The sequence below is a fragment of the Corynebacterium sp. CCUG 61414 genome, from assembly GCF_024453945.1.
Lineage (GTDB): Bacteria > Actinomycetota > Actinomycetes > Mycobacteriales > Mycobacteriaceae > Corynebacterium > Corynebacterium pseudogenitalium.
The window spans coordinates 38,135-49,307 of the sequence record NZ_JAGPYU010000016.1 but is presented as its reverse complement, the minus strand read 5'-3'; the positions used below and the strand labels follow the sequence as shown (position 1 = coordinate 49,307).

The window sequence follows — 11,173 nt, the reverse complement described above, 5'->3', positions numbered from 1 at the left end:
CCCCTCCTGGGCCATCCGACACGGCTGGGCAGGACGCTCATAGCCCCAGCACAACACCCCACAACCCACCCATCCCAACCCCTGAAAAAGCACACATTTTGTCACTTAAGTCGACACGCCGAGAAAAGCACACATTTTGTCGCTTAACCCGTGGTGCGCGGGTCCCAAGCCCACCTGAGCAACGCGAAACCCCGCCGCGAAAGCGGCGGGGTTTTCATTGGTCGGGATAACAGGATTTGAACCTGCGACCTCTTCGTCCCGAACGAAGCGCGCTACCAAGCTGCGCCATATCCCGTGGGCACCTGGTTACTTTACTCCTGTGCCCGCGAAAAACAAAAGCCGTGGTCAGGACCGCTCCGTGATGTGGAGGAGCGCTGCGGATGGCGGGCAGAAGATCCGTACGGGGGCGTACTTGGAGGTGCCCAGCCCGTTGGAGACTTCCATCCACATGCGGCCGAAGCGGTGGAGGCCGGAGGCGCGCTCGCGGTCGATGTCGGCGTTGGTGACGATGGCGCGCTCGCCAGGTAGGCAGATCTGGCCGCCGTGGGTGTGGCCGGACAGCGCCAGTTGGTAGCCGTCGCGCTCGAAGGCGTCGAGGACTTCCCGGTAGGGGGCGTGGAGAAGCGCGATGGAGAGGTCGGCGTCGGGGTTGGGGGCGCCGGCGATGGTGGAGTAGTCGTGCAGGTTGTGGTGTGGGTCGTCGACGCCTGCGAGGGCGAGGCGGACGTCGTTAATTTTGAACTCGAGCCTGCGGTGTGTGGCGTCGTGCCAGCCGTGCTCCTGGAATGCGGCGCGCATGCCTTCCCAGGGGAGGTCGACGTAGGAGGGCTCGCGCTTCGTGCCGAGGAGGTATTTGAAGGGGTTGACGGGGCGGGGTGCCCAGTAGTCGTTGGTGCCGAAGACGAAGGCGCCCGGGATGTCGAGGAGCGGGCCGAGGGCCTGGAAGACCCAAGGCACGCCCTTGGGGTCGGAGAGGTTGTCGCCGGTGTTGATCACCAGGTCGGGTCGGAGTTCGGCGAGGCTGGAGACCCAGGCGACTTTTGCGCGTTGGCCTGGGATCATGTGGAGGTCGCTGACGTGGAGGATGTCGAAGGAGTCGCGTCCGTTGAGGGTGCCGGGCGGGAGGAGGGGGAGGGTGTATTCCTTCAGTCGGTAGTTGTTGAGTTGGCTCACGCCGTACGCGGCGGTGGCCATGCCGGTCGCAGCGATGACGCCGGCGGCACGCGTGAGGCGTTTGAGGGAAGTATTCACGCGTCCTAGCGTACAGATGGACTACGCTTTCCCACATGAGTGAATTGAAAGCACAGCTGCGCGCAGACCTGAAAACCGCGATGAAGGCGAAGGAGAAGGAACGCACCGGCACGATCCGTATGTTGCTGGCCGCCATCCAGACCGCTGAGACCGAGGGTACGAAGCACGAGGTGGATGATGCGGAGATCCTGAAGATCATTGCCCGCGAGGTGAAGAAGCGCCGCGAGTCCGCGGAGATTTACGCCACGAACGGCCGCCAAGAGCTTGCCGACGCCGAACTCCACGAAGCCGAAATCCTCGAAGCGTACCAGCCTGCCCAGCTCACGGACGAGGAGGTTGACGCCCTGGTGGAGGAGGCCGTCGCCGAGGTCGGCGCTGAGTCCATGGCGCAGATGGGGCAGGTCATGAAGGCTGCGAACGCGAAAGCCGCCGGCCGTGTTGACGGCAAGCGGCTCTCCACGGCGGTCAAGGCTCGCTTGAGCTAGGGATGAACTAGGAACCAGCCTTATTGGAAGACGTTCGTGAGCGCATCGCGGGCGTCGTTCAGCGACTGCTGGATGCCGTCGAAGTCGACGGCGGGGGCCTGCGTGCTCGTTGGTGGCGGGGTGGACGCCGACGGCGACGCAGTAGGGGAGGCGGCGCTGCCGTCGGACACGTTGAGGGTCACCATGGTGCCCTGCGTGAGCGCGGGGTTGGCGGGGATCGCTGCGATGACGTTGCCGGCGGGTGCCCCGTTGCCGAAGACGGTTTGGGTGGTCACGTTGAACCCTTGCGCCTGGAGCTGCTGCTTCGCGGTGGCGGCCGGGAGGCCGACGACGGCGTCGAGCGCCGACTGCTTCGTGCCGCGCGTGTAGGTCGCGTTCGTCGGCGGCAGGCCTGCTGCCGCGGCGCCTGGGACGCCGTGGGCGGCTTGGAACCAGGTGCGCGCGGCCTCGTTGCCGCCGAACAGGTTGCCTGCGGAGCACTGGCGCACCGGGCCGGTGCACAGCGGGGTGGTCTGGGTGCCGTCATTGAAGATGTATGGCGCGCCGGCCATTCCGCGGGTGAACCCGAGGAACGCGGAGGACTGGTGGGACTCCGTGGTGCCGGTCTTGGCCGCGACGGGTGCGGTCCACCGGGAGGCGGCGGCTGCGTCCTTGGCGGTGCCGTCGATAGTGTCGTGTGACATGCCGAGGGCGAGCGCGCCTGCGATGTCCGGGTCGATGACCTGCTCGCACGGCGGGCGCTGGATGAACACTTCCTGCCCGTGCTTATCCACGACGCTCTTGATCGGGTTCGGCTCGCACCAGCGGCCGCCGGCGGCGAGCGTGGCGCCCACGTTGGACAGTTCGAGCGGGTTCACAGCCGTGGGGCCGAGCACGAAGGAGCCCATGTTCTCTTCCTTCGCGGCTTGGGCGACGGAGCGGCCGTCGCCAAACGTATTGGGTTCGGTGTAGGAGCGAAGGCCCAGGCGCACCGCCATATCCACTGTTGGGGTGACGCCGACGCTCTGGATGAGCTCGATGAACGAGGTGTTCGGGGACTGAGCTAAGGCGTCGCGTAGCGTCATCTGCGGCGGGTAGACGCCGGCGTTCTCCACGCAGTAGGCGCCCGGCGGGCAGCCGGCGGCACCGCCCTTGCCCATGCCGTAGACCACGGAGCGCGCCGGGGTGTTCAGCATGGAGTCGAGGCCGTAGCCCTGCTCGAGCGCTGCAGCCGCCGTGAAAATCTTGAACACGGAACCGGCGCCGTTGCCCACCATGGAGGTCGGCTGCGGCATGATCGTCTGGTGCTTCTCCAGCTCGAGGCCGTAGTAGCGCGAGGATGCCATCGCGAGGATGTCGCGGGAGTCCGTGCCAGGCCGGATCACGTTGAGGACCTCGGCCACGCCGTGGGTGGCTGGGTTGACGTTGTTACGCACCGCCTGCACCGTCGAGGCCTGCACCGCCGGGTCGAGGGTGGTGGTGATGGTGTAGGAGCCGCGCTCGATCTCGTCGAGGCTCAGGCCCTTGCTTTCCAGGTACTGCAGGGCGTAGTCGCACATAAAGCCTGCGTCACCGGCGGTGATGCAGCCGTCCGGCAAACCCTTCGGCTTGTCCACCACGCCCAGTGGGGTCGCCGCGTAGCGGTCCGCTTCCGCCTGCGTGAGGTGGCCTTCGTTCACCATGTTCTGCAGCACGGTGTTGCGGCGCTGCGTCGCGCCCTCCGGGTTCGTGTACGGGTTCAGGTACTCCACGGACTGCAGCAGCCCCACCAGCAGCGCCGCCTGTGGCGGGTTCAGTTCAGCGGCCGGGATGTCGAAGTAGATGCGGGCTGCGGCTTCGATGCCGTAGGCGTGGTTCCCGAAGGAAACTAGGTTGAGGTAGCGGGTGAGGATCTCGTCCTTCGTCAGCGTCTTGTCCAGGTCGGAGGCCATGCGCATTTCGCGCAGCTTCCTCGGGATCGACTGCTCGGTCGCCGCCTGCGCCTCCTCGTCGTTACCGGCCTCGACGAGCCACAGGTAGTTCTTCACGTACTGCTGATTAATTGTCGACGCCCCCTGCTCGACACCACCCGCGAGCACATTGGTCACCATGGCCCTCGCGAAGCCCTGCATATCAACGCCGTCGTGCATATAAAAGCGTCGATCCTCTGTGGAAACCAGCGCATGTTTTACATGCGCTGAAATTTTTTCGCTTGGAACCTCGTATCTACGCTGTTTGTATAACCACGCAATGGGGGTGCCGTTGACGTCCGTAACGGTCGTGACACCGGGGACATCGCCGTGTGTCAGGTCGAGCAGATTCGACTGCATTGTATTCGCGGTGCGCGCAATCGCGAGGCCCGTCAGGCCTGCGACCGGCGCCAAACACAGGGCAATCGCCAGCGCAACGGCGCAAAGGCCGAGCAAAAGGTTTCCAAAGGAACGAAGTGCAGTCACACCGTTACCTTAAATGAAACGCGGGGGAGAGTGAATAGGACGCCCCCACCTTTCATGTGATGCATTTTACAAGGTGCATACCCTGTGAATACACTTACAAGCGCTTAATGGGTCTAAGTATTATACTTTGCCTCCGCTTGAAAGGAGACCGATTCATGACTGCCACTCTTGGAACCGCGACGTACGAGGACACCCGCGCCATTCCGCGCCGTGTGAACTCTGCTGGGGATCTTGTGTTTGATCGTGGGGAGTGGATTACTCGTGCAATCTGTCGCACAGGTGACCCAGACGCTCTCTTCGTGCAAGGTGCCGAGCAGCGCAAGGCCGCAGAAATTTGTCGACGCTGCCCCGTCCAACTCGAGTGCCTCGCCGAGGCCCTCGAAAACCGGGTCGAGTTCGGCGTGTGGGGCGGCCTGACCGAGCGTCAGCGCCGCGCCGTCCTGCGCAAGAACCCACAGGTCAACGACTGGGGCGAGCACCTCGTCGCCGGCCGCGAGATTATCGGCCTCTAGAATTCGTCTAGGGTAGTGGCCATGACGAAATGGGAATACGCAACGGTTCCGTTGCTCACACACGCCACGAAGCAAATCCTGGACTCCTGGGGCGAGGACGGCTGGGAACTGGTCACCGTCACCCCAGGGCCGACGCCGGACAGCGTCGTCGCTTACATGAAGCGCCCGCTGGAGTAGGCCATGGCACACACTGATTGGGCCGCGCGCCTTACCGAACTCGGCATCACCCTGCCCGCCGTCGCCGCGCCCGTCGCGGCCTACGTTCCCGCGGTGCAGACCGGCAACTACGTGCACACCTCCGGGCAGCTCCCATTTATCGACGGCACCCTGCCCGCCACCGGCAAAGTCGGCGCGGACGTCTCCGCCGAGGACGCCTACGGCTACGCCCGGCAGGCCGCCCTCAACGCGTTAGCTGCCGTCGATAATTTGGTGGGCCTCGAGCGCATCAAGCGCGTGGTGAAAGTTGTGGGCTTCGTCGCCTCCGACCCGGCCTTCACCGGCCAGCCCGGCGTGATCAACGGCGCCTCCGATGTCATCGGCGACATTTTTGGCGATGCCGGCGCCCACGCCCGCTCCGCCGTCGGCGTTGCCGTGCTGCCGCTCGACAGCCCAGTCGAAGTGGAGATCATCGTCGAGCTGCAGTGATACCGCGCGGTGCCCCTAAGCGGGGGAATCGCGTTGTTTCGCAGCAAATTCCGCGCGCAAGGCGGTAGGGTGGGTGGCATGCAGCATCCCGCTTATAGTCAGTTGCGTCCTGTAACGGCATCCGTCGCGGTCGTTCTTGCGCCCAATCCAAGCTACGCGGCGCTCGAAGGCACAAACTCCTGGGTTGTGCGCGACCCCGAAGATGAATACAGCATCGTCGTCGACCCGGGTCCAGAAGACGAAGGCCACCTCAACGTCCTGCAGTCCAAAGCGGACAAGGTTGCCCTCATCCTCCTGACTCACCGCCACCACGACCACGCCGACGGCGCCCGCCGCTTCTCGCAGCTCACCGGCGCCCCAATCCGCGCTCTTGACGCCCGCTACACCCACGGCGCCGAACCGCTCACCGATGGCGAAATCATCTCCATCGAAGGCGTCTCCCCCAAGATCCAGGTCGTTGCGACCCCGGGCCACACCGCGGACTCTACCTGCTTCTTCGTCTACACCCACGACGTCGAAGACGACCAGCTCGAAGGTATCATCACTGGCGACACCATCGCCGGCCGCCACACCACCATGATCTCCGAAACCGACGGCGACCTCGCCAAATACCTGGAGACGCTCTCCATGCTGGAGCGTCGCGGCAAGAACATCCCACTGCTGCCAGGCCACGGACCTGATGCCCCGGACCTCTCCGCGTTCGCCCGCAAGTACATCGACCGCCGCGAGCAGCGCCTCGACCAAATCCGCGAGGCCTTGAAGAAGTACGGTGAGGACGTAGACATCAACACCCTCGTCGACGCCATTTACGACGACGTTGACCCCGTCCTCCGCGGCGCCGCCGAACAGTCCACGCGCGTCGCCCTGCGTTACCTGAAGGAACACTAGTTGTTGGTGTTTTGAGTTCTAGAGCCCTAGTTGCCTTAGTTGTGGATGCTGGCAACTAGGGCTTTTGTGTTGCCTTTGGTGCTTGGCTCAATCTGCTCGGCACCAGATTCCCGGTTTTGGGCAGGCCGGTCTGCAAAGGCCCAGGTCGCTGAAACCGAGTGTGGGAATTTGGTGCACACTCCCAGGGCTCCAGTACCAAGGGACGCAATCCAGAAGAAACTAGACATTCAAACAGCCTGGTAGTAAAAGGTCTACCTAAAAGAGGGTGCGTCCTTTGGCACTGACGGTGAAGGAGAACTTCACAAGTGCAGAAGAAAACCCCGGGGAAGGCCCGGGGGCTCACAAAACAGGCAAAAACTAGAAAAGCAGCCTACCGCGCGCGGCGGGCGAGGTGCTCCGTGTTTACGATGACCACGGACTTGCCTTCGAGGCGGATCCAGTCGCGGTGGGCGAAGGTTGCCAGGGCTTTGTTGACGGTCTCGCGGGAGGCGCCGACAAGCTGGGCGATTTCTTCCTGGGTGAGGTCGTGGTTGACGCGGAGGACGCCGCCTTCCTGGGTGCCGAACCGGTTGGCCAGCTGGAGGAGGGTTTTGGCAACGCGGCCGGGGACGTCGGTGAAGATGAGGTCGGCGAGGGACGCGTTGGTGCGGCGGAGGCGGCGGGCCAGGACGCGGAGGAGCTGCTGGGAGATTTCAGGGTGGTTGTCGATCCACTTCTTCAGCAGCGTGGAGTCCATGGTGGCCGCGGTGACTTCGGTGACGCACACTGCGGAGGAGGTGCGTGGTCCTGGGTCGAAGATGGACAGTTCGCCGAACATGTCGGAGGGGCCCATGACGGAGAGGAGGTTTTCGCGTCCGTCGGGGGCGTGGCGCGCGAGTTTCACTTTGCCGCTGATGATGATGTAGAGGCGGTTGCCGGGTTCACCTTCGTCGAAAATAGTGGTGCCGCGGTTGAATGTGACTGTTTCCATGTCTTGGATCAGTGCTGCGACGGCCGCGGGATCCACGCCTTGAAATATGCCCGCGCGGGCGAGAATTTCGTGTGCGCCTTCCATGAATCCTCCTTGTGGACGGGTGTGACAGTCCGTGTCGGTTGTCACGTTAGCTCTTGAAGTGTGCGTGAGTCACACCACACTGGAACTGTACCACTAGTCGACGACTGCGGACTCTAGGTGTTCCATTCCTATGGTGAACAGCCCGAGAATGAGGGGAATCGCGACGACTAAGAGTACTGCCATGCGTCCATCGTATCGCTTACCCCGTTAAGGTGAGAAAGCATGTCTGGTTCGTTGACGCCGCAGCAGCGGCGGGTCCCTGGTAAGCATCCGGTGTTGAAGGGGGAGGAGTCGCCGTTGGCGCGGAAGCGTCGTGCGCGGAGGATTAATCGTACGCTGGCGAAAGCGTTCCCTGATGCCCATGCGGAGTTGGATTTTTCGAACCCGCTGGAGCTGCTGGTGGCGACGGTGTTGTCGGCGCAGACGACGGATGTGCGGGTGAATCAGGTCACCCCCGCGCTGTTCCGGGCGTACCCGACGGCGGCGGATTATGCGGCGGCGGCGCAGGCGGAGGTAGAGGAGATCATTCGCCCGACGGGCTTCTTCCGCGCGAAGGCTGCGAACTTGATTGGGTTGGGGCAGAAGTTGGTGTCGGATTTTGGGGGTGAGGTGCCGGTCGCGTTGGAGGACTTGGTGAGCTTGCCGGGTGTGGGGCGCAAGACGGCGCACGTTGTGCGGGGGAATGCGTTTGGGAGGCCGGGGCTGACCGTCGATACGCATTTTCAGCGTTTGATGCACAGGCTGAAGCTTATCGACGCCTCCTTGGGCTCGAACGCGGTGAAGATTGAGCATGCTGTGGCGGAGTTGATTGAGCCTTCGGAGTGGACGATGTTTTCGCATCGGATCATTTTTGAGGGCCGGAGGGTGTGTCATGCCAAGTCGCCGGCGTGTGGTGTCTGCCCTATCGCGTACGATTGTCCCAGCTTTGGTCTGGAGGGTCCGACGGATCCTGCTGAGGCGGCGAAACGTGTCAAGGGCGAGATGGAGCAGGTGTGAGCGCGAGTAGGTCGGTGGTTGCGAGCGTCGCTGCGATTGTGGTGGTGTCGGCGCTGGTGGTTGGGGGTGCGTGGCAGTTGTTGCGCCCTGGGGAACCGGCGCAGCCGGATAACCAGCCCGCCACGACGGCGCAGGTGGCGCAGCGCCCGGATTGTCCTGGGCCGACTGTGGCTGGTGTCGCGTTGCCGTGTTTGGGTGGGGAGTCGGGCCAGGAGTCGGAGTCGGGCTTGACGGTGGTGAACGTGTGGGCGTGGTGGTGCGAGCCGTGCCGCGCGGAGTTGCCGTTGTTTGACGCGCTGGCGAAGGCGCACCCGGACGTGCGCGTGGTGGGTGTGCACGCGGATGGCAACGCTGCGAATGGGGCGGCGTTGTTGGGGGATCTGGGTGTCGATGTGCCGAGTTACCAGGACGGTGAGAATGCGTTCGCGGGCGCGTTGGGGCTGCCTGCGGTGGTGCCGTTGACGTTGGTGTTGCGCGATGGGCGGCAGGTGGGGTTGTTCCCGAAGGAGTTCCACTCGCTGGAGGAGCTTGAGGAAGCGGTGGGGCTCTAGTGCTTATCGACGTCCTCATCCTCATCATCGTGCTCGCCGCCTGTGTGAGTGGTTGGCGGCGCGGTGCGTTTTCGGCGGTGCTGTCGGCCCTGGGGATCGTGGCTGGCCTGACGCTCGCGGTGGTGGGGGTGCCGCCGTTGATTCAGCGCGCGGAAGCGCAGTGGGTGCGCGTGGCGGTGCTTATTGTGGTGGTTGTGCTGGTGGTCTGCCTGGGGTCCTTCGCGGGATCGACGGTGGGTGACTGGGTGCATGACCGGTTCCGACGGAAGGCGGCGCAGCGTCTCGATTCGCTGTTCGGTGCCCTGTTCCAGGGGGCCGTGGCGGTGGCGTTGGTGTGGTGCGTGTGTATGCCGTTGGCGGCGTCGTTGCCGGGTGCGTGGGCGAAGCACTTGCAGAGCTCGCGGGTGCTCACGCAGATTGATGCTGCGATGCCGGCGGCGGGCAAGCAGTTGCCGTCGCAGGTGGCGGCGGTGCTGGCGGATTCGGGTCTGCCGCCGCTGATTTCCCCGTTTGCCTCGGATGGGCATGCGGAGGTCGACGCCCCGGACCCGTCGGTTGCGCGCCCCGAGCTTGTCGACGCCGTCCGCGCCTCCGTGGTGCACGTGATGGGGGACGCGGAGTCCTGCAGTCGGCGGCTGATGGGCTCCGGATTCGTGATCGAGGACGGCTACGTGCTCACCAACGCGCACGTGGTGGCGGGTACGGAGACGGTGTCCTTGGACACGGTGCTTGGGGTGAAGAAGGCCAAAGTGGTCTTCTACGACTCGGAGGCGGACATCGCGGTGCTGCACGCGGAGGCGCTGGGGATCGCGCCGCTGCGCTGGGCCGAGGGCACGCTGCGCACCGGCGACAGCGCCCTGGTGATGGGTTTCCCGGAGTCCGGCCCGTTTGAGGCGATGCCGGTGCGGGTGCGCAACCAAGTCAGCCTGTCTGGCCCCGATATTTACGCGAAGCGGCACGTGCAACGCCAGGTGTATACGATCCGCGGCAATATCCGTCAGGGCAACTCGGGTGGGCCGATGCTGACCCCGTCCGGCGGTGTCGCGGGCATGGTGTTCGGTGCCTCTGTGGACGCCACGGAGACCGGTTACGTGCTCACCGCGCAGCAGATCCTGGAGCGTACGGGCGAGATCGCTGGGCTGCGTGAGCAGGTTGGTACGGGGGCGTGCGTCGGGCGCTAGCTACATGCGGGCTTCGATGCGCGCGAGCTCCAGAATGTAGGGCAGCGCGTTGGTGATGTGGGTGCCGTCCCGGCGCAGGCGCAGGTGGTCGGCGGTGGCGTCCTCGGGCTGATTACGCAGCAGGTCACGCAGCCACAGCTGGTCAAAGAGGGCCGGGAAGTGGCGGTAGAGGGGCGTCGGCAAGAAAGCGGCTTTGCTGCCGGTCCATGGTGCTGAGGTGTGGCACGTGACCAGGTGCGGGGAGCGCTCCCGCAGCGTGTTCGTGATCACGGTGGAGGCGCCCGCGCTGATCACCTCCGCGGAGTCGTGGCCCAGCGTGTGGATCGCGCCCTTCAGGTCACCGGCGTGCAGCAGGAGGGCGTCGCCGCTGCGGCGCACCGGCTTGTCGGACAGGCCGCAGCCACGCAGGTCGAGGGCTGCAACGTGGTAGCCGGAATCGGCAAAGTCGGCGATGCGGTTGCGGTAGTCGTACCAGCCGCCGAACGCGCTGTGCAGCAGCAACAGCAGCGGATTCGTAGGGTCGCCTGCGACGGCCGCATGCAGACGCAACCCACGAGTGTGCAACCACTCGTGGGTGAAGGGACCAGGTAGGTCGATGGCCGAAGGGGACGTCGAAAAGTGTGGCACGCCCTAGTTCGAGCCGGTGTAGAGCCCGGAGCTGTCCTTGGCAAGGTTCTTCTGTGCCTGGCCTGGGCGCAGGTTCTTCAGCTCGTTGACGGAATCGATGGTCTTCTTCGGCGCGCGGATCTTCTTCAGGCTCTTCACGCCGACCAGTGCCAGGATGCCCGCCAGGGCGATCATGATGGCGAAGACAATCAGGAACGCCCAACCCCGGTGCATCCAGGAGGACAGCATCTCGGCGAATGCGAAGAAGAGGAAGAAGGAGGAGTACAGGGCGATAACCCCTGCGACGCCCAGCAGGCCGCCGCCAACAGCGCCCTTCTTGGCCTCGCCGATGACCTCGGCCTTGGCCAGCTCAATCTCGCCGCGAACAAGCGTGGAAACCTGCTCGGAGGCGTTCGAAATCAACGTACCGATGGAGTCCTTGCCCGGGTGGGTGACATCGGTGTCGTGCAAAGGAATCGAGTTAACCTTTGCGGACACTCCGGACGTTCCACTGGTGTACAGACCTTCGTTGCTCACTGTATTTTCAACCTTCCTGCGATTATTGAATGCACTCAACCCTAGCAACCATT

Annotated in this window: 13 protein-coding genes and 1 tRNA gene; 8 read left to right on the top strand and 6 right to left on the bottom strand. The window is 64.3% G+C overall.

What is annotated here, in order from left to right; all coding sequences use genetic code 11:
- Positions 1–218 precede the first annotated feature (218 nt).
- Positions 219–295, bottom strand: a tRNA-Pro gene (locus KBX14_RS09875).
- Between the two features lie 50 nt (positions 296–345).
- Positions 346–1,194: a metallophosphoesterase gene (locus tag KBX14_RS09870; protein WP_256042447.1), complete on the bottom strand. Its 849-nt coding sequence runs from the start codon at positions 1,192–1,194 to the stop codon at positions 346–348.
- 92 nt (positions 1,195–1,286) lie between these two features.
- Between KBX14_RS09870 and KBX14_RS09865 the strand changes: the two genes are divergently transcribed.
- Positions 1,287–1,736 (top strand): GatB/YqeY domain-containing protein, encoded by a 450-nt coding sequence (locus KBX14_RS09865; RefSeq protein ID WP_070975162.1) that lies wholly within the window; start codon positions 1,287–1,289, stop codon positions 1,734–1,736.
- A 20-nt stretch (positions 1,737–1,756) separates the two neighbouring features.
- Here KBX14_RS09865 and KBX14_RS09860 read toward each other — a convergent pair whose 3' ends face one another.
- A complete protein-coding gene (locus KBX14_RS09860; RefSeq protein WP_370687095.1) occupies positions 1,757–4,150 on the bottom strand; it encodes a transglycosylase domain-containing protein in 2,394 nt (797 codons plus the stop codon).
- Between the two features lie 155 nt (positions 4,151–4,305).
- On the opposite strand from KBX14_RS09860, the gene KBX14_RS09855 reads away from it, so the two are divergent.
- From KBX14_RS09855 to KBX14_RS09840, 4 genes are all read left to right on the top strand, one after another.
- Complete coding sequence (locus tag KBX14_RS09855; protein WP_083329365.1) at positions 4,306–4,662, top strand: WhiB family transcriptional regulator; 357 nt, start codon at positions 4,306–4,308, stop codon at positions 4,660–4,662.
- A 21-nt stretch (positions 4,663–4,683) separates the two neighbouring features.
- On the top strand, positions 4,684–4,839 hold the full coding sequence (locus KBX14_RS09850; protein ID WP_145945277.1) for a DUF4177 domain-containing protein: 156 nt from the start codon (positions 4,684–4,686) through the stop codon (positions 4,837–4,839).
- Between the two features lie 3 nt (positions 4,840–4,842).
- Entirely contained in the window at positions 4,843–5,307 is a 465-nt protein-coding gene (locus KBX14_RS09845; RefSeq protein WP_256042445.1) for a RidA family protein, read from the top strand.
- Positions 5,308–5,385: 78 nt separating this feature from the next.
- Positions 5,386–6,195 carry an MBL fold metallo-hydrolase gene (locus KBX14_RS09840; protein ID WP_256042444.1) on the top strand — a complete coding sequence of 270 codons (810 nt, stop codon included), beginning with the start codon at positions 5,386–5,388 and terminating at the stop codon, positions 6,193–6,195.
- A 370-nt stretch (positions 6,196–6,565) separates the two neighbouring features.
- On the opposite strand, the gene glxR is transcribed toward KBX14_RS09840, so the two are convergent.
- A complete protein-coding gene (gene glxR, locus KBX14_RS09835; RefSeq protein ID WP_070363256.1) occupies positions 6,566–7,249 on the bottom strand; it encodes a CRP-like cAMP-activated global transcriptional regulator GlxR in 684 nt (227 codons plus the stop codon).
- 222 nt (positions 7,250–7,471) lie between these two features.
- On the opposite strand from glxR, the gene nth reads away from it, so the two are divergent.
- Genes nth through KBX14_RS09820 form a run of 3 tightly spaced genes read left to right on the top strand, consistent with a single transcriptional unit; the run spans position 7,472 to position 9,977 of the window.
- Positions 7,472–8,245, top strand: coding sequence for an endonuclease III (gene nth, locus KBX14_RS09830; RefSeq protein WP_256042443.1), 774 nt, complete (start codon positions 7,472–7,474; stop codon positions 8,243–8,245).
- Positions 8,242–8,796 carry a TlpA disulfide reductase family protein gene (locus tag KBX14_RS09825; RefSeq protein ID WP_256000678.1) on the top strand — a complete coding sequence of 185 codons (555 nt, stop codon included), beginning with the start codon at positions 8,242–8,244 and terminating at the stop codon, positions 8,794–8,796. The genes nth and KBX14_RS09825 overlap by 4 nt, the downstream gene beginning before the upstream one ends.
- Complete coding sequence (locus KBX14_RS09820; protein WP_070477313.1) at positions 8,796–9,977, top strand: MarP family serine protease; 1,182 nt, start codon at positions 8,796–8,798, stop codon at positions 9,975–9,977. The genes KBX14_RS09825 and KBX14_RS09820 overlap by 1 nt, the downstream gene beginning before the upstream one ends.
- Here the strand turns inward: KBX14_RS09820 and KBX14_RS09815 are convergent, their stop codons facing one another.
- Together KBX14_RS09815 and KBX14_RS09810 are read right to left on the bottom strand one after the other, a co-directional pair.
- Positions 9,978–10,526: an alpha/beta fold hydrolase gene (locus KBX14_RS09815; protein ID WP_256000679.1), complete on the bottom strand. Its 549-nt coding sequence runs from the start codon at positions 10,524–10,526 to the stop codon at positions 9,978–9,980. It abuts the gene before it with no gap.
- 81 nt (positions 10,527–10,607) lie between these two features.
- The gene (locus KBX14_RS09810) at positions 10,608–11,120 is read right to left on the bottom strand and encodes a phage holin family protein (protein WP_256000681.1); all 513 of its coding nucleotides are present in this window, start codon (positions 11,118–11,120) and stop codon (positions 10,608–10,610) included.
- Positions 11,121–11,173: the final 53 nt, after the last annotated feature.

Bases quoted from the DNA above. Each gene is read 5' to 3' on its own strand.
- KBX14_RS09870 (WP_256042447.1), bottom strand. From the start codon at position 1,194: ATGGCCACCGCCGCGTACGGCGTGAGCCAACTCAACAACTACCGACTG.
- KBX14_RS09865 (WP_070975162.1), top strand. From the start codon at position 1,287: ATGAGTGAATTGAAAGCACAGCTGCGCGCAGACCTGAAAACCGCGATG.
- KBX14_RS09855 (WP_083329365.1), top strand. From the start codon at position 4,306: ATGACTGCCACTCTTGGAACCGCGACGTACGAGGACACCCGCGCCATT.
- KBX14_RS09850 (WP_145945277.1), top strand. From the start codon at position 4,684: ATGACGAAATGGGAATACGCAACGGTTCCGTTGCTCACACACGCCACG.
- KBX14_RS09845 (WP_256042445.1), top strand. From the start codon at position 4,843: ATGGCACACACTGATTGGGCCGCGCGCCTTACCGAACTCGGCATCACC.
- KBX14_RS09840 (WP_256042444.1), top strand. From the start codon at position 5,386: ATGCAGCATCCCGCTTATAGTCAGTTGCGTCCTGTAACGGCATCCGTC.
- glxR (WP_070363256.1), bottom strand. From the start codon at position 7,249: ATGGAAGGCGCACACGAAATTCTCGCCCGCGCGGGCATATTTCAAGGC.
- nth (WP_256042443.1), top strand. From the start codon at position 7,472: ATGTCTGGTTCGTTGACGCCGCAGCAGCGGCGGGTCCCTGGTAAGCAT.